The 16701-nt window shown below is 63.2% G+C and carries 18 protein-coding genes; 7 read left to right on the top strand and 11 right to left on the bottom strand.

Translation table 11 applies throughout. The features are described 5' to 3' along the window. Positions 1-354 precede the first annotated feature (354 nt). The 3 genes from KW842_RS11775 to KW842_RS11765 are packed head-to-tail and all read left to right on the top strand — an operon-like array spanning position 355 to position 2199. Entirely contained in the window at positions 355-894 is a 540-nt protein-coding gene (locus tag KW842_RS11775; protein ID WP_218304256.1) for a DUF3455 domain-containing protein, read from the top strand. A 19-nt stretch (positions 895-913) separates the two neighbouring features. After that, positions 914-1468 (top strand): sigma-70 family RNA polymerase sigma factor, encoded by a 555-nt coding sequence (locus KW842_RS11770; protein ID WP_218304255.1) that lies wholly within the window; start codon positions 914-916, stop codon positions 1466-1468. Further along, positions 1465-2199 carry an anti-sigma factor domain-containing protein gene (locus KW842_RS11765; protein WP_218304254.1) on the top strand — a complete coding sequence of 245 codons (735 nt, stop codon included), beginning with the start codon at positions 1465-1467 and terminating at the stop codon, positions 2197-2199. Before KW842_RS11770 ends, KW842_RS11765 begins: the two co-directional genes overlap by 4 nt. A 23-nt stretch (positions 2200-2222) precedes the next feature. On the opposite strand, the gene KW842_RS11760 is transcribed toward KW842_RS11765, so the two are convergent. The 4 genes from KW842_RS11760 to KW842_RS11745 all read right to left on the bottom strand — a co-directional run bounded on the left by KW842_RS11760 (position 2223) and on the right by KW842_RS11745 (position 4758). Next, positions 2223-2396, bottom strand: a complete 174-nt coding sequence (locus tag KW842_RS11760; RefSeq protein ID WP_218304253.1) for a DNA gyrase inhibitor YacG — start codon at positions 2394-2396, stop codon at positions 2223-2225. A gap of 8 nt (positions 2397-2404) precedes the next feature. Further along, on the bottom strand, positions 2405-3160 hold the full coding sequence (gene zapD, locus KW842_RS11755; RefSeq protein ID WP_218304252.1) for a cell division protein ZapD: 756 nt from the start codon (positions 3158-3160) through the stop codon (positions 2405-2407). A 96-nt stretch (positions 3161-3256) separates the two neighbouring features. Further along, positions 3257-3889, bottom strand: coding sequence for a dephospho-CoA kinase (gene coaE, locus KW842_RS11750; RefSeq protein WP_218304251.1), 633 nt, complete (start codon positions 3887-3889; stop codon positions 3257-3259). After that, positions 3886-4758 carry an A24 family peptidase gene (locus tag KW842_RS11745; RefSeq protein WP_218304250.1) on the bottom strand — a complete coding sequence of 291 codons (873 nt, stop codon included), beginning with the start codon at positions 4756-4758 and terminating at the stop codon, positions 3886-3888. The genes coaE and KW842_RS11745 overlap by 4 nt, the downstream gene beginning before the upstream one ends. Positions 4759-4912: 154 nt before the next feature. Between KW842_RS11745 and KW842_RS11740 the strand changes: the two genes are divergently transcribed. Beyond that, positions 4913-5704, top strand: a complete 792-nt coding sequence (locus KW842_RS11740) for a sensor histidine kinase (RefSeq protein WP_218304249.1) — start codon at positions 4913-4915, stop codon at positions 5702-5704. Here KW842_RS11740 and KW842_RS11735 read toward each other — a convergent pair. Beyond that, the gene (locus tag KW842_RS11735; protein ID WP_307729822.1) at positions 5701-6357 is read right to left on the bottom strand and encodes a response regulator; all 657 of its coding nucleotides are present in this window, start codon (positions 6355-6357) and stop codon (positions 5701-5703) included. The two genes, KW842_RS11740 and KW842_RS11735, sit on opposite strands and share 4 nt — an antisense overlap. Before the next feature lie 156 nt (positions 6358-6513). Here KW842_RS11735 and KW842_RS11730 point away from each other — a divergent pair, with 156 nt between their 5' ends. Further along, positions 6514-7152: a cysteine hydrolase family protein gene (locus tag KW842_RS11730; RefSeq protein ID WP_218304248.1), complete on the top strand. Its 639-nt coding sequence runs from the start codon at positions 6514-6516 to the stop codon at positions 7150-7152. Here the strand turns inward: KW842_RS11730 and KW842_RS11725 are convergent. The 6 genes from KW842_RS11725 to uraH form a co-directional block, all read right to left on the bottom strand. Further along, positions 7149-8372: a type II secretion system F family protein gene (locus tag KW842_RS11725; RefSeq protein ID WP_218304247.1), complete on the bottom strand. Its 1224-nt coding sequence runs from the start codon at positions 8370-8372 to the stop codon at positions 7149-7151. The genes KW842_RS11730 and KW842_RS11725 overlap by 4 nt on opposite strands. A gap of 10 nt (positions 8373-8382) precedes the next feature. After that, positions 8383-10107 (bottom strand): type IV-A pilus assembly ATPase PilB, encoded by a 1725-nt coding sequence (pilB, locus tag KW842_RS11720; protein ID WP_229223625.1) that lies wholly within the window; start codon positions 10105-10107, stop codon positions 8383-8385. A gap of 124 nt (positions 10108-10231) precedes the next feature. Further along, positions 10232-11521 carry an HlyC/CorC family transporter gene (locus KW842_RS11715; protein ID WP_218304246.1) on the bottom strand — a complete coding sequence of 430 codons (1290 nt, stop codon included), beginning with the start codon at positions 11519-11521 and terminating at the stop codon, positions 10232-10234. Positions 11522-11687: 166 nt separating this feature from the next. After that, positions 11688-12299 (bottom strand): VOC family protein, encoded by a 612-nt coding sequence (locus KW842_RS11710; RefSeq protein ID WP_218304245.1) that lies wholly within the window; start codon positions 12297-12299, stop codon positions 11688-11690. Then, on the bottom strand, positions 12290-13783 hold the full coding sequence (locus KW842_RS11705; RefSeq protein ID WP_218304244.1) for a tetratricopeptide repeat protein: 1494 nt from the start codon (positions 13781-13783) through the stop codon (positions 12290-12292). The genes KW842_RS11710 and KW842_RS11705 overlap by 10 nt, the downstream gene beginning before the upstream one ends. 20 nt (positions 13784-13803) lie before the next feature. Then, a complete protein-coding gene (gene uraH / locus KW842_RS11700) occupies positions 13804-14157 on the bottom strand; it encodes a hydroxyisourate hydrolase (RefSeq protein WP_218304243.1) in 354 nt (117 codons plus the stop codon). 109 nt (positions 14158-14266) lie between these two features. Here uraH and puuE point away from each other — a divergent pair, with 109 nt between their 5' ends. Both puuE and xdhA read left to right on the top strand, forming a co-directional pair. Continuing rightward, positions 14267-15220 (top strand): allantoinase PuuE, encoded by a 954-nt coding sequence (gene puuE / locus KW842_RS11695; RefSeq protein WP_218304242.1) that lies wholly within the window; start codon positions 14267-14269, stop codon positions 15218-15220. 7 nt (positions 15221-15227) lie between these two features. Next, positions 15228-16697, top strand: coding sequence for a xanthine dehydrogenase small subunit (xdhA, locus tag KW842_RS11690; RefSeq protein WP_218304241.1), 1470 nt, complete (start codon positions 15228-15230; stop codon positions 16695-16697). Positions 16698-16701: the final 4 nt, after the last annotated feature.

The raw sequence follows: 16701 nt of genomic DNA, 5'->3' as shown, positions 1-16701 counted from the left end.
CCATTTTTGACCTTTCTCGTATGCGGGCTTATGCGCGAGGCAATAGCCCAAGATACCGTTCGGACTTATAAAATGAAACAGGCAGGGGTACCAATCTGACCCACGGGCTCAATGGCCCAAATTCCGATCGGCATCACCCTGCCTGGCCGCCTCTACCACTTTATCCGATGATGGGGCGGTATGCTCAATATACGAGTTCCGGCAAACCGCCATTTCGCTTGCGAAATGGCGGTTTGCCGGAACTGACCCCGATTTTTTTTCGTTGGACTGCATCCAAACCGGGGGCTGGCGGGTAGTACTGGTATCGGCAGCGATTTCGCGCGCTGATACCTTACCACCACCAAGGAGTCCGACATGCAAACTACCCACACCGCCGTTGTTTCCGCCGCCGCCGCACTGATGCTGTCCGCCTGCGCCACCGCGCCGCAGTTCGATCAGCAGGGCTTGCCGCAAGCCGTGCAGGTCCCGGCCGGCCATCGCGTTGCCATGGAAACCGTTGGCGCCGGGGATATCACCTATGAGTGCAAGGCCAAAAAGGATGGCCCCGGCCAGTTCGAGTGGACCTTTATCGGACCGGACGCCGTGCTGAAGGACCGCAGCGGCAAAGCTGTCGGCAAATACTACGGCCCGCCTGCGACCTGGGAAAATAACGATGGCTCCAAAGTTACTGCCACCCAGCTTGCGGTAGCGCCGGCTGGTGCTGGCAATATCCCGCACCAATTGGTGCGGGCGAATCCGTCGGTGGGCAGCGGCGCCATGTTCGGCGTGGCGTATATCCAGCGGGTTGCCACCAAGGGCGGCGTGGCCCCGGCCGCTGCGTGCGATGCGGCCAATGCCGGCAGCAAGCAGAAGGTCCAGTACCAGGCCGACTATATCTTCTGGAAAGCTGCATGAGTCCAGCTATAATCGGCTGATGCCCAACGCCCCCGACTTGTTCGATTATGACGCCGTGCTGGCCGCCTGCGCCCGGGGCGAGCAGCAGGCCCTGCATCGCCTGTACCAACAGGACGGGCGGCATCTGCTGGGCGTGGCGCTGCGCATCGTGCGCCGGCGCGATGTGGCCGAAGATGTGCTGCATGATGCCTTTGTCAGCATCTGGCAGAAGGCGGCCAGTTTCGATGCCGGGCGCGGCGCCGGGCGTGGTTGGGTCTACAGCGTGGTGCGGCATCAGGCGCTGAACGCCCTGCGCGGCAGCGAGCGTGAGGTAGCGGTCGATACTGAAACGCTGGATGCGCTGCAGGAAGCACAGGGCGATACGGTGGCCGAGCAGTTTGAACTGCAAGCCAGCATGGGACGTTTGCATGACTGTCTTGAGCATCTCGATAGCGCCAAGCGGAATAGCCTGCTGTGCGCCTATGTCGATGGTTGCAGTCATCGCGAAATCGCGGAGCGCCTGAAGGCGCCGCTGGGCTCGGTGAAGGCCTGGCTTAAGCGCGGCCTCGCCGCATTGCGGGAGTGCATGGGATGAGCGAAACACCGGAACAATTACAGCAGCTGGCTGGGGAGTATGTGCTGGGCACGCTGTCGGCCGCCGAGCGGCGTGCGCTCGAACAGCGGATGACGCGCGAGCCGCTGCTGCGCGCCGAGGTGGCGGCATGGGAGCGCCGCTTGCTGCCCCTGACTTCGCTGGCGCCGCCGGTAGAGCCGTCAGCAGCGGTGTGGCCACGTATCGCGGCCAGCGTGCAGGCGGCGTTCAGCCCCGCAGGCGCAGCAGGGCCGGTGGACGCTGGCGTGACGCTGGCGGGCGGCTGGCGGCGCTGCTGGGATGATCTGCGGCTGTGGCGCGGCCTGGCTGGCGGTGCAGTGGCTGCCAGCCTGGTCTTGGCGGTACTGCTGGGCTTGCGTCCTTCCGCGCCCGAGGCGGCCTATATGGTGGTGCTGGTGGCGCCGCAAGACCGTGGCGCCGGCTGGGTGGTGCAGGCCAGCCTGAACCGTCAACTGACGCTGACGCCGCTGCACGGCACCGTCGTGCCGGACCGCAAGGCGCTGCAATTCTGGACCAAGGCGCCCGGCTGGAGCGGGCCGGTCTCGCTGGGACTGGTCGAGTCGGATCGCTCGCTGAAGCTGGCGCTGGATAAATTGCCGCCGGTGCAGCCGGATCAGCTGTTCGAAATCACGCTGGAGCCGGCTACAGGCTCGCCGACCGGCAAGCCGACCGGCCCGGTGCTGTACATCGGCAAAGCAGTGAAAGTGATGTAATCCGCAGCATCATGCTGCGCGGATTATTCTTCGTCGTTTGGATCTTTCGGCGGTGCGGCGGGAATCGCGTATTTTTCCTCGGCCCAGGCGCCGAGGTCGATCTTCTTGCAGCGTTCCGAGCAGAACGGGCGAAACTTGTTTTCCGGCTTCCACGCCACTTTGGCGGAGCAGGTCGGGCATTCAACTACAGTGGTCATGGGTATCGTCAGAAGTTACAGAGCGTGAGCTCGAATGGTACATCATCTTCCAACGGTTTGGGTTTCAGGTCGCCGCCTTGCGAGGTAAAGCGCGCCCACAACATGTATTTGTTGGCGGAGATCTCCGGAATCGCACCCTGCGATTCATCCAGCGTCAGGCGCAGCATCTGGTAGACCTTACCCTGCAACATTTGCTGATAGCTGCCAGCCACGGCGATCATCTTCACCGGCCCGCCGGAATCGCGCAGCAGGCGCAGCACCAGGGCCAGCGCGTCAAACAGCGGCGCCAGCGGGGTGAACCAGTTGATGATGTCGTTGAAGCGCGCCTCGGCCGGGCGCTGCTGCCAGGCGTAATACGAGGGCAGGTCGAATTCGCAGGCGCCGCCCGGAATGATGGTGCGGCCACGGATGCTCATCAGCCATTCATTCTCGCGCACGTTCTGGCCGGTCTTGCCCTGGGCCGCCACCAGCGCGCTGCTGACGCCGTCCACTTCGTTCAGGATGGCGTCCAGCATTTCCGGTTCGACATTGGGATTCATGCGGTAGCCCAGCAGCGTTTGGCGCTGGCGCTCCAGTTCTTGCAGCAGATCGGATTTCAGGTCGGCGCGGCCGGCCACTTCCAGCATATCGAAGATAGTCGCCAGCGCGACATGGTGCTGCATTGGATGTTCTTGATGCACAAAGAACTTGAATTTCTCGTACAAATCCTCCAGGCGCAACAACGTGCGTATGCGCTCGTTGAAAGGATATTCGTAGACGATCAAAATAACATCCCTCTATAGATGGACATGCAGCAATTAATTCTCGTGATTTTGAAGCAAGCCAAGCAAAATTACAAACGTTGCGAAGGCATTATTGCCTTATTCCGTGAAATTACCAGCGAATTCGCTGCGAATGTGCAGATAAAACGCATGCAAACGCTCAACTTGCGCCGTCAGATCCTCGATTCCTGCATTATTGACAATAACATCGTCCGCCGCCGCCAGCCTTTGCGCGCGGCTCACTTGTGCCGCCATGATGGCGCGGACCTGCGCTTCCGGCAAATTGTTACGCGCCATAACGCGCGCAATTTGCACTTCTTCCGCACAGTCTACCGCCAATAGCCGCGTCACCCGTGCACGCCAGGTGCCGGATTCGATCAGCAAGGGCACCGCGTAGATCACATAGCTGCCGGTCGCGGCGGCGGCGGCGGCCAGTGCCGCGTCGCGGATGCGCGGATGCAGGATGGCTTCCAGCCGCGCCTTGGCGCTGGTGTCGCTGAACACCAGCGTGCGCATGCGGGCGCGGTCCATGGCGCCGTCGGCGTCGGCAAATTCCGGCCCGAACGCGCGCAGGATGTCTGGCATGGCCGGGCCGCCGGGCGCGGTCATGCTGTGGGCGATCAGGTCGGTGTCGACGATGCTGGCGCCGCGCGCGGCGAACATGTCGGCCACCGTGCTCTTGCCGCTGCCGATGCCGCCGGTCAGACCGATGGCGAAGGGCGGACGGCTCATGGCCGGCCCAGGCTCATGGTCAGGCCCAGCAGTGGGCCGCCGTACAGCATGGCGATCAGGCCGGCGGCCGCCAGATAGGGGCCGAAGGGCATCGGATTGCTGCGCGCGCGTTTGGCAAACACGATCAGGCCGATGCCGACCACCGCGCCGACCAGCGACGATAGCAGGATGATGGCCGGCAGCATGGTCCAGCCCATCCACGCACCCAGCGCCGCCAGCAGCTTGAAGTCGCCATAGCCCATGCCTTCCTTGCCGGTGGCCAGCTTGAATAGCCAGTACACCGACCACAGCGCCAGGTAGCCGGCGGCTGCGCCGATCACTGCGTCCTGCAAGGGCACGAAAGTGCCGTTGATGTTGATCAGCAGGCCGGCCCAGATCAGTGGATAGGTCAGGTCGTCGGGCAGCAGCTGTGTGTCGGCGTCGATGAAGGTCAGTGCGATCAGCATGTACAGGAAGAACAGCGCCGCCAGCCCGGCATAGCCGCTGCCGAAGCGCCACACCACCGCCACCGACAGCACGCCGGTCAGCAGTTCGACCAGCGGGTAGCGCGCCGAAATGCGCGCCTTGCAGCTGCTGCACTTGCCGCGCAGGGCCAGCCAGCTGAACACCGGGATATTCTCCATGGCGGTGATCTGGTGCTGGCAATGCGGGCAGGCCGAGCGCGGCGCCATCAGGTTGTAGCGCTCGCTGTGCGGCAGTGGCTTGCCGCTTTCTTCGGCCACGTAATTGTCCGACTCGCGCTGCATCATGATCGGCAGGCGGTGGATGACCACGTTGAGGAAACTGCCAAACAGCAGGCCAAAAATGCCGGCGATGAGGCTGATGGCCAAGTCGCCGGCCGGCGCGAACAGCAGGGTGGTGTGCAGCATGGATATGGGGGGCTTAAATAGTCACGCGGCCATATTAAAGCATTCTGTCTGCGTTGCCGACCCTTTTTGAGATTGCACTCCCCCGTCGGGGAGATAGTAAAAACATTGGAACAATGGCAATGTGGCCGCTCTGCTTTTCCGCTCGGAGCACTCATTGTCGTCGTTTTCCCAGACACCGCTATTCCTGCTGCTCGGGCTGTTGCTGGCGTGCCTTGCGTTTGGCGCCGCCTTCCTGATCTGCCTGCGCCGTGTGCGGCGCACTTTCGAGGCACGCCTGCGCCTGCTGGCCGAACGCGAGCGCGTGGCCAGCAGCCTGCATGACACGCTGCTGCAAAGCATGCAGGGCATGATCCTGCGCTTCCAGGGCGTCGGCCACCGCCTGGCTGCCGACAGCCCGGAACGCGCCGCCATCGAGCAAATTCTCGACCAGGCCGATGAGGTGCTGGCCGAGGGGCGCCACCAGATACTGGCGCTGCGCATGCCGGTCGTGTATGGCGACAACCTGGGCGGCGCGCTGGCGGCGGTGGGGCAGTCGCTGCAGGAGAGTTTCAACACGCCGTTCCGCATGGTGATCGGCGGCGAGCCGGCGCTGGTCAACGGCGACTGTGGCGAGGAAATCTACGCCATCGCGCGCGAGGCGCTGTACAACGCATTCCAGCATGCGCAGGCCGGGCGGATCGAACTGGAGCTGCTGTACGGCTGCGAATTCCTGACACTGTACGTGCGCGACAACGGCAAGGGCATGGCGCGGCCACCGCGCAGCCTGGCCAGCATGCACGAGCGTGCCACCGCCATGGGCGGCATGCTGGAAGTGCTGAGCCTGCCGGAGCAGGGCACCGAAGTGATCCTCAAGCTGCCCGCCGAGGTGTGCTATCAGACGCCGCGCCATGCGGGCTGGCGGCGCCGGCTGGCGGCCTGGCTGGGCCGCACCGAAACGCACGGTTAATTGCTTGGCGGGCGAGGCCGGTTGCGCGTGCCGATGATGCCGCGCCCCAGCCCGATCAGCACGGCGTGCGTGCGGTCGTTAGCTTGCAGCTTGCTCATCAGGTTCTTCATGTGCACTTTGACGGTTTCCTCAGCGATGCACAGCTGGCGGCCGATCAGCCGGTTGCTCTTGCCCAGCGCGGCCAGTTCCAGCACCTGGATTTCACGCGGCGTCAGCGCGTCGCCCGGCAACTGGCGAGCCACCGCCCGCACCAGCAGCGGCGGCACCAGGCGCCGTCCCGCATGGACCGCGCGCATGGTGTCCAGCATTTCGCCGCGGGCGGCGCTTTTCAGCAGGTAGCCGGCGGCGCCGGCCTTCATGGCGCGCAGTACCAGCGCATCGCCTTCATAAGTGGTCAGCACGACGATGGCGGCACTGGGGAATTCTCCGCGGATCGCCTGCGTGGCCTGCACGCCGTCCAGGTCCGGCATCTGGATATCCATCAGCACCAGGTCGGGATGCTGGCGCCGGTACAGCGCGATTGCCTCGCGTCCGCCGCTGGCCTCGGCCACCAGCTGGAACGCAGGATCGCTTTCCAGCACGCTGGCAATGCCTTGCCGGAACAGCGGATGGTCGTCCGCCGTCATCACCGTTATGGGAGCCTGATCCATCATGTCGTCACTAGGGCGTGGAAAACATGACAGTGCCATAAAAGTGGCACCTTCGCCATAACTCGGTGGTGGTAGAGCTAACTACCATCGTGCAGGGATGGCGCGGCGGCGGCTTGCAACTAAGCTATGACTTCCCACCCACCACCGCAAAGGAAAGCCATGTCCACGCTCGCCCCGGCGCCACGCCGCGCCCTGGTTGTCATCGATGTGCAGAACGAATACGTTTCCGGCAACTTCAAGATTGAATATCCCGACGTGCAAGCGTCGCTGGTGCAGATTGGCCGGGCCATGGACGCGGCGCGCGCGCGCCAGATCCCGGTGGTGATGGTGCAGCATGTGCTGCCGCCGGATGCACCGATTTTCGCCAAGGGCAGCTTTGGCGTGCAGCTGCACCCGGAGGTGGCGCAGCGCCACTACGACAAGCTGGTCACCAAGGATTTGCCGTCCACCTTTGCCGGCACCGATTTTGGCGTCTGGCTCAAGGAACATCAGATCGACACGCTGGCCATCACCGGCTATATGACCCACAACTGCAACGACTCCACCATCCGCCAGGCCATGCATGACGGCTACAACGTCGAATTCCTGCATGACGCGGCTGGCTCGCTGCCGTACCGCAACCGCATGGGCAGCGCCAGCGCCGAGGAAATCCACCGCGTGGAATGCATTGTGCTGGAGTCGTCGTTCGCGGCGGTGATCGGCACCGACGAATGGATCGCCAGCCTGGATACCGGCAAGCCCGCGCCGCGCGACAATATTTACGCGTCCAATCAGCGCGCGATTGCCGAGCGCGGCTAGACCACCGAGCCGAGCTTGAAGATCGGCAGGTACATGGCGACCACCAGGCCGCCGATCAGCACCCCCAGGATGACCATGATGGCAGGCTCCATCAGCGAGGACAGCGAGGCCACTGCCTCGTCCACCTCGTCCTCGTAAAAATCGGCCACCTTGGCCAGCATGGCGTCCAGCGAACCGGATTCCTCGCCGATGGACACCATCTGCGTAACCATATTCGGGAATACTTCCGCGTTCTGCATGGCCACTGTGAGGCTGGTGCCGGTGCTGACCTCGGTCTGGATGCGGCGCGTCGCGTCCAGATAGACGGCGTTGCCGGCCGCGCCGCCGACCGAGTCCAGCGACTCCACCAGCGGCACGCCGGCGGCAAACATGGTCGACAGCGTGCGCGTCCAGCGCGCGATGGTGGCCTTGCGTATCACTTCGCCGAAGATCGGCAGCTTGAGCATCAGCTTGTCCATGAAGCGCTGCATCTGCGCCGAGCGCTGCCAGGCGCGCAAGAAGAAGTAGATGGCCGCGCCCAGCCCGCCGAAAATCACATACCACCACTGCACAAAGAATTCCGAGATCGCCATCACCAGCAGCGTCGGCGCGGGCAGGTTGGCGCCAAAGCTGGCGAACACTTCCTTGAACGCCGGCACCACCCAGATCATGATCACCGAGGTGACAATCATCGCCACCGCCAGGATCGACACCGGATACATCAGCGCCGATTTGATCTTGGCCTTCATGGCCTGGGTCTTTTCCTTGTAGATCGCCAGCCGCGTCAGCAGGTCTTCCAGAATACCGGCCTGCTCGCCGGCGCCAACCAGGTTGCAGAACAGCGGATCGAAGTACAGCGGGAATTTGCGGAATGCCTGGTTCAGGCTGGTGCCGGTTTCGATATCGGCGCGCAAATCCATCACCAGCTTGGATACGGACGGATTGGCGTGGCCTTTGCCGACGATGTCGAACGATTGCAGCAGCGGCACGCCGGCCTTCATCATGGTCGCCAGCTGGCGGGTGAACAGGGTGATGTCCTTGTCGGTGACGCGCTTGCCGGAGCGGTAGGCCTTCTTCCTGACCTTGGTGACCATGATGCCCTGGCGGCGCAGCGTGACGTTGACCACCGCCTCGCCGCCGGCGCGCAATTCGCCGCGCACAGTCTTGCCGGTCTTGTCCTTGCCTTCCCAGGCGAACACCGATTCCTTGACCTGACTGCCCGCGTTGCGCGATATCGCCATGTTCACCGTCCTATTCGTTGGTGCAGCCCAGTACTTCTTCCAGGCTGGTCAGCCCGGCCCTGACTTTGACCAGGCCGGACTGGCGCAGCGATTTCACGCCTTCGGCCTCGGCCTGGGCGGCGATCTGCATCGCGTTGCCATGCGCCAGGATCAGCGTCTCGATGGCCGGCGTGATCGGCATGATCTGGTAGATGCCGACCCGTCCCTTGTAGCCGCCGCCGTTGCAGCGCTCGCAGCCGACCGGGCCATAGGGGCGCCACGAATCGTCCACGTCCTCTTCCTTGAAACCGGCCTTGACCAGCAGCGCCGGCGCGATGTCCACCGGCTGCTTGCAGCTGCACAGGCGGCGCGCCAGGCGCTGGGCGGTGATCAGGATTACCGAAGAGGCGATATTGAACGGCGCCACCCCCATATTCATCAGCCGCGTCAGCGTGGACGGCGCGTCATTGGTGTGCAGCGTGGAGAACACCATGTGGCCGGTCTGGGCCGCCTTGATGGCGATGTCGGCGGTTTCCAGGTCGCGGATCTCACCGACCATGATGATGTCCGGGTCCTGGCGCAGGAAGGACTTCAGCGCCACCGGGAAGGTCAGGCCGGCCCTGTCATTGACGTTGACCTGGTTGACGCCGGGCAGATTGATCTCGGCCGGGTCTTCGGCGGTGGAGATGTTGATGCCGGGCTGGTTCAGGATATTCAGGCAGGTGTATAGCGATACCGTCTTGCCGGAGCCGGTGGGGCCGGTCACCAGCACCATGCCGTAGGGGCGCTGGATGGCGTCCAGCATCAGCTCCTTCTGGTCGGGCTCGTAGCCTAGCGAGTCGATGCCCATCTGCGCCTGCGTGGCGTCGAGGATACGCATCACGGTCTTTTCGCCAAACAGCGTCGGCAGCGTCGAGATACGCAGGTCGATGGTCTTGGTTGGCGACACGATCAGGCGCATGCGGCCATCCTGCGGCACGCGCTTTTCCGAAATGTCCAGCTTGGCCAGCACCTTGATGCGCGACACCAGCTTTTCCTTGATCGACAGCGGCGGCTGCGCATGCTCGATCAGCACGCCATCGACGCGGAAGCGGATGCGGTAGAACTTTTCAAACGGTTCAAAGTGCAGGTCGGACGCGCCCAGGTTGACCGCGTCCATCAGCATCTTGTTGAGGAAGCGTACCACCGGCGCATCTTCTACCTCGTTGGCGGCATCGGCGGCGGCCGGTGTTTCCTCTTCCTCGGCGAACTGGATATCGCCCTCGTCGCCGGCCAGGTCGGCGATGCTTTGTTCGCTGCTTTTGTTCAGGCGCGCCAGCAGTTGCAGCAGGCCGTCATGCGCGACGATCACCGGCTCGACTGTGGATTCGGTCTGGAACTTGATCTGGTCCAGCGCCTGGGTGTTGGTCGGATCGGAAATCGCCACCGACATCCGGTTGCCGCGCTTGGCCAGCGCGATAACGCGCTGAGTCTGCATCAGCTTGTTGTCGATGATTTTGGGCGGCAGCGCGTCGAGGTTCAGCGTGCTCACATCCAGCAGCGGATAGGAGAAGGTTTCAGCACAGAAGGCGGCCAGTGCCTTGGATTCAATCGCGCCGCTTGACAGCAGCACGTCGATGAATGCCAGCTTGTCCGCCACCGACTTTTTTTGCAGCGCTTCCGCCTGCGTGGCGGTGAGCCGGCCTGCCTGCATCAATGCCCGCGCCAGCCCCGGCATGGGGGCGCCTGAGATTGCGTTCGGTAGGACAGTGGCCATGGAAACGTCTAGTCAGGTTGGAGGGCTGATCCATTAAATGATGCTCTCCGGCATTACTTTTGTAAAGCCGTATCACTGACAGTGTACTCTGCTCTGTTGCGCGCGCCCACGCGTTTGTTTTGGTTTACAACAAGGCTTTGTTGCCGGCGCGCCGCAGCTTGACGACTTTGATCGCCTGGTCGTGCACCTGCACCACTTCGACGATGCATTGCTCAACCTTGAGGCTGACCGGCGCGTCCGGAATATCCTGCAGCAGCTCCAGCAGCATGCCGTTCAGCGTCTTCGGACCATCGAGCGGGAAGCGGAGATCGAGGCGCTTGTTGACGTCGCGCAGCGGGGTGGTGCCGTCCAGCAGGCATTCGCCGCTGGCGTCCCAGCCGAAGCTTTCAGCTTTGGAGGCGCTCGGGGTGGAGGTGGTGAATTCGCCGATCATCTCTTCGATGATGTCGTCCAGCGTGACCAGGCCTTGCACTTCGCCGTATTCATCGACGATGATGCCCAGCCGCTCCTTGTTCTCCTGGAAATACTGCAACTGGGTGAACAAACGGGTGTCTTGCGGAATGAAATACGGGGTGGTCAGCAATTCGCGGAAGTGCCCGGTGGTGAGTTCTTCTTGCTGGTTCAGCAGCGCCACCGCCTTGCGTACGTGCAGGATACCGACGATGCGGTTGATCTCGCCTTCGTAGACGGGCAGCTTGTTGTGGTAGCAGGTGGTCAGCTCGCGCTTGATTTCTTCGACCGGCATTTCCAGGTTCAGCGCCTCGACCTGGGCGCGTGGCGTCATGATGTCGGCCACCGAGATGGTTTCCAGGTCAAACAGGTTGAGCAGGATGCTCTTGTGCTTTTGCGGGATGAAGTTGCCGCCCTCCAGCACGATGGAACGCAGCTCTTCCGGCGACAGGCGCGGATCGTGGTTGTGCGAGCCGGCCTTGATGCCGAATACCTTCAGCAGCTGCGACACGAACAGGTTGACGAACCAGATCATCGGCTTGGACAGCGACATCAGCGGCTTCAGCACCATGCTGGTCGGCAGCGCGATTTTTTCCGGAAAGGTGGCGCCGATGACCTTGGGCGAAATTTCCGCGAACACGATCAGCAGGAAGGCAACCGCGCCAGTGGAGACGGTGATGACGTTATCGTCGTGGCCGAAGGACTGGATGGCGATCGAGGTCACCAGCGCGGTGGCGGCGGCGTTGAACAGCGTGTTGGCGATCAGTACCAGCGACAGCAGCTTATCGGTGCGGTCGAGCAGCCACAGCGTGGTGATTGCCTTGCGGCTGCCGCGTTTTGCTTCATGGCGCAGGCGATAGCGATTGGCCGCCATCAGGGCGGTTTCCGCCATCGCGAAGAAGGCTGAGCAGAGTATCAGGAAAAAGAGTGCAAGGAATTGCACCCAAAGGGGAACGGTATCCAAGGGGAAATGGCGTCCCATTCAGGCGCCAGCAGAACGCAATAGCGCAAATTCTAAGCGAATGATGCGTTGCGCGCAACTTGCTTAAAACAGCTCGTCCAGCTCCTTGAAGAATGTGCGCTTGGCGTTGCAGAACAGCATCTCCGATGAAAGTGGCTGGCATCATGATTCAATACCTGAAAACGAGTGGCAGGGCGGGACGGAAGTCGTGCGTACGGCCTTGGACTTCGTCGTCAAAGCTGATTTCCAGCAGATGCTCGCTGCCTTCGGCGAAAGTGACGCCGCTGGCGACTGCCGCAGCAGATAGCGCGGCGGACGGCTGGGTACAGCGTACGGCGGTGATCCGGCTCACGCCGGCCGCGTGGCGGGGCGGTGGCGGGAGCGGTTGGCCGCCAGCGAGGTAAAACCACATCGGCTCTGACAGTGGCGCTTCGCTGGCGATGCCGATGCTCATGTCCGGCGGCAGATAGGTTGGCCTGTAGTCAAAGACCGGGAGCGTCAATGCGCCGGCGTCGCGGAAACAGAGGCCGAAGGGTGAGGTGTCGCTGCCGGCGGAAAGCCGCTCGTGCAGTCTGGTCGGCGTGGTGAGCGGGCTGGTGGCTTCGACTGCGTCGGCGACCCACAATAGTTCAAGGAAGGCGTTGGCGAAGAAGAAGCGGCGATTGGCTGTGCCTTGGCCGGGATGCACATTGCCGCTGCCTTCGCTCAGGCCGAACGCACGCAGTGCAGCGGCTTCGGGCGCGCTGACACTGGCGCGGATGAAGATGTGATCTATTTGCATAACACCAGTGCATGCGCGGCGATAGGCGCGCCGTTTTCTTCACGGGCCTCCAGCGCTTGCGTAGCTAGCACAGCGAAGCCGGTGTCGGCGGCCAGTCGCTGCAGGTATGCCAGTGTGTGGGCGTAGCGGTTGGACGGGCGCAGCACATAGTCCGCACCTTCGCCAGCTTCGACTGAGAAGCAGAAACGTCCCCCCGGACGCAGCGCCGTATGCACCGCGCGGAACACCGGCGCCAGGTCGCCGATGTAGACGAAGACGTCGGCGGCAACGGCGAGGTCGAAAGCGGCGCCGCGGCCGTCCAGGTAGGTCAGCAGATCGGCGCAGGCCAGTTCGTCGTACAGGCCGCGCTCGGCCGCCTTGTCCAGCATCTGCTGCGACAGATCGACGCCATACAGCTTGCGCGAGTAAGCGCGCAGATAAGGGCCACACAAGCCGGTGCCGCAGCCCAGGTCCAGCGTCGCCAGCTCGGACGATGGCGCGACGTGGCGCAGCAGCGCATCCAGCACTGCGGGCGTTTTGTAGCCCAGCACTTCGGTCAAGTGCTGGTCGAAGTGGTTCGCGTATTGGTCGAACAGCGAGCGTACATAGTCGTTCGGCAGCGCGGCCGGTGTTTCTCCTTCACCGACGGAGGCCAGCGCGAAGGCAATGGTTTCCGGATTATCGCCATGCGCCAGCGCGGCACGGTAGGCAGCGATGGCTTCTTCCCGCCGCTCCAGCGAACGCAGAGCGTTGCCGCGATGGTAGTGCGCCAGCGCGTAGCCGGGCTTGTGCTTGAGCGCCTGATCGTAGCTGTCCAGCGCCGCCGCAAATTCGCCCAGCCGCTGCAACGAGGCGCCTTGCGCGCTGTACGCCTCCGCCCAGTCGGGACGCAGGTGAATGGCGCGGTCGAAGCTCTCCACCGCCTCAGGCAGATAACGCAGGCAGTGCAGCGCATGGCCGCGTGCCAGCCAGGCGTCGGCGTAGCGGTCTTTGAGATTGAGCGCATCCTCGGCCGCGCCCAGCGCGTCCAGATAACGCCCCTGTTCCTGCAGTACGATGGCGCGGTTGCAGTGCGCTTCCGCATACTGCGGCTGGATCGCCAGCGCGCGCTGGTAGCTTTCCAGCGCCTCGTCCAGGCGTGCGAGCCGACGCAGCGCGTTGCCGCGATTGCTCCAGGCCAGCGCATAGGCAGGAATCAGCGCCAGCGCGCGCTCATGGCTGGCCAGCGCTTCATCGGCGCGGCCGCTGTCGAGCAAGGCCACGCCCAGGTTGCAATGGGCGCCGGCCTGGCCGTCATTGACGGCGATTGCGCGCGAAATCAGTTCGATGGCAGTCGCGGCGTCACCCTGCTGGCGTGCGATCACGCCCAGCAGATGCAAGGCATCAAACTGCTGTGGATTGAGTTCAAGGACTTGCCGGTACAGCGCCTGCGCCGGCTGTAGCCGCCCCTGCTGGTGCAGTTCGACGGCTTGTTGAAGTAAGGATGCGGCCAGGGATTCAGTCATAGTGCCCGCATCTTATCATTTCAGCTTCCCCGGTAAGTTGAATAGGCCCATGGCGAGACGACCAGCGGCACATGGTAGTTCTGGTCGGCGTGGGCGATGCCGAAGGCCAGCGTCACCTCATCGATAAAGCGCGGCTCCGGCAGCGCCACGCCTTGCGCGGCGAAATAGTCGCCGGCGCTGAAGACCAGCTCATATTTGCCCTGTTTCAGTGCATCGCCCTCCAGCAGCGGGGCGGAACAGCGGCCATCTGCGTTGGTGACATCGCTCTTGATCAGCGTACGGCCCTGCGGCTGTACCGCATACAAAGCCACTTTGACGCCGGCGCCGGGCTTGCCCTGGGTGATGTCCAGAACGTGCGTGCTGAGTTTTCCCATGCTTGGTCCTATATTTGCTTGTGACAGGTATCTATTGTGTAAATCATATACTGCCATGGATCTGGGCATATATGATTAAGGTTATATTCCCCATAGACTTGCCATCGCCATGAGCACTTACGACAACTACCCGCGCGACCTGATCGGCTACGGCCCGAAACCGCCGCATGCGCAGTGGCCCGGCCAGGCCCGCGTGGCGCTGCAGTTCGTGCTGAATTACGAAGAGGGCGGCGAGAACAATGTGCTGCACGGCGACGCCGGCTCGGAGACTTTCCTGTCCGAGATCATCGGCGCGGCCTCGTTCAGCAGCCGCCACATGAGCATGGAGTCGCTGTACGAGTATGGCTCGCGCGCCGGCCTGTGGCGCATGCTGCGCATGTTCGAAGACCGCAAGCTGCCGTTGACGGTGTTTGGCGTATCGATGGCGCTCAAGCGCAATCCGGAGGCGGTGGCGGCGTTCCAGCAGCTGGGCCACGAAATCGCCTGTCACGGCCTGCGCTGGATCAGTTATCAAAACATGGACGAAGCCACTGAGCGCGCGCACATGAAGGAAGCGGTAGACATCATCCGCGAACTGACCGGCAGCGCGCCGCAAGGCTGGTACACCGGCCGCGATTCGCCGCAGACGCGCAGGCTGGTGATCGAGCATGGCGGCTTCCGCTACGACGCCGACCACTACGGCGACGACCTGCCGTTCTGGCAGAAGGTCGCCTACACCGATGCGCAAGGCCAGCCGGCCAGTGCGCCGCAACTGATCGTGCCGTACACGCTGGACACCAACGACATGCGCTTCGCCGCTGCGCAGGGTTTCAACTCCGGCACGCAGTTCTTCGACTATCTGAAGGACGCGTTTGACGTGCTGTACGCCGAGGGCGATCCGAACGGCCTGAATCAGCCGAAGATGCTGTCCATTGGCCTGCATTGCCGCATCGTCGGACGTCCGGCGCGCGCCGCCGCGCTGGCGCGCTTCCTCGACTATGTACAAAGCCACGACAAGGTGTGGATCACCCGCCGCATCGATATCGCCGAACACTGGCGCAAGGTTCACCCATTTGCTGAATGAGATTGTGATGTCCGAACCAATTCGCTTTTACTTCCGGGGCGCCGTCCAGGAAATCCACCATGCCGCGCCAACCCGCACCGTGCTACAGCACCTGCGCGAGGATCTGCATTGCACCGGCACCAAGGAAGGCTGCGCCGAAGGCGATTGTGGCGCCTGCACGGTGGTGGTGGGCAGCCTGAACGCCGAAGGCCAGCTGGAGATGAAGGCGGTGAATTCCTGCATCCAGTTCGCGCCCACGCTGGACGGCAAGGCGCTGTTCACGGTGGAGGATATGCAGCAGCCGGATGGCGCGCTGCATCCGGTGCAGCAGGCGATGGTGGAATGTCATGGCTCGCAATGCGGCTTCTGTACGCCTGGTTTCGTGATGTCGCTGTGGGGCATGTATCTGGACAAGGATGGCCAGCCGGCGCAGCGCAAGGAAATCGATAACTGCCTGTCCGGTAATCTGTGCCGCTGCACCGGCTACCGTCCGATCATTGATGCGGCGCAGCGCATGACCGAGTTGCCGAAAGTGTCGTTTGACCGCGCGGCGCTGACGCGGCAGTTGCAGGCATTGCAGCGCACCGCCGGCGCGACCTACACAGCGCAAGGGCATTCTTTCCACGCACCGCGCACGCTGGAGGAACTGGTGGCGCTGCGCGCCGCGCATCCGCAAGCGACGCTGTTGGCCGGCTCCACCGACATCGGCCTGTGGGTGACCAAGCAGATGCGCGAACTGGGCGACATCATCTATCTCGGCCATGTGACGGCGCTGCAAAGCGTGCAGCAGAAAGACGGTATGCTGGAAATTGGCGCGGGCGTATCGCTGAACGATGCGTATGCAGCGCTGTGCGAGCTGTATCCGGCGGAGCTGGGCGAGCTGTGGCAGCGTTTCGCTTCGCTGCCGATCCGTAACGCGGGCACGCTGGGCGGCAATGTCGCTAATGGCTCGCCGATTGGCGACTCCATGCCGTGGCTGATCGCGCTGGGTAGCGAGGTGGTGCTGCAAGGCCCGTCTGGCCGCCGCGTGCTGGCGCTGGAAGCCTTCTATCTCGATTATCAGAAAAAGGATTTGCAGGCCGATGAATTCGTCGCTGCCGTGCGCGTGCCACTGCCGCGCGCCAAGGTGCAGTTCCGCACCTACAAACTGGCCAAGCGCTTCGATCAGGACATCTCGGCCGTATGTGCGGCCTTCGCCTTCACACTGGATGGCGACACCGTGACCGATGCGCGTATCGCCTTTGGCGGCATGGCGGCCACGCCGCGCCGTGCGCCGCGCGCCGAAGCCGCACTGACCGGCTTGCGCTGGAACGAAGCCAATCTGCGCGTGGCGATGGACTTGCTGCAACAGGACTTTGCGCCGCTGTCGGATATGCGCGCATCCAGCACCTATCGCATGCAGACGGCGCAGAATCTGTTACGCCGCTTCTGGCTGGAGACACGCGCCGATGCGCCACTTGCGGCGGACGCCGTCAACGCTTACACCTGCCGCGCATGAAGGA

It is taken from the genome of Duganella sp. sic0402 (assembly GCF_019219065.1).
Taxonomy (GTDB): Bacteria; Pseudomonadota; Gammaproteobacteria; order Burkholderiales; family Burkholderiaceae_D; genus Rugamonas.
This window is presented reverse-complemented; position numbering and strand designations above follow the sequence as displayed.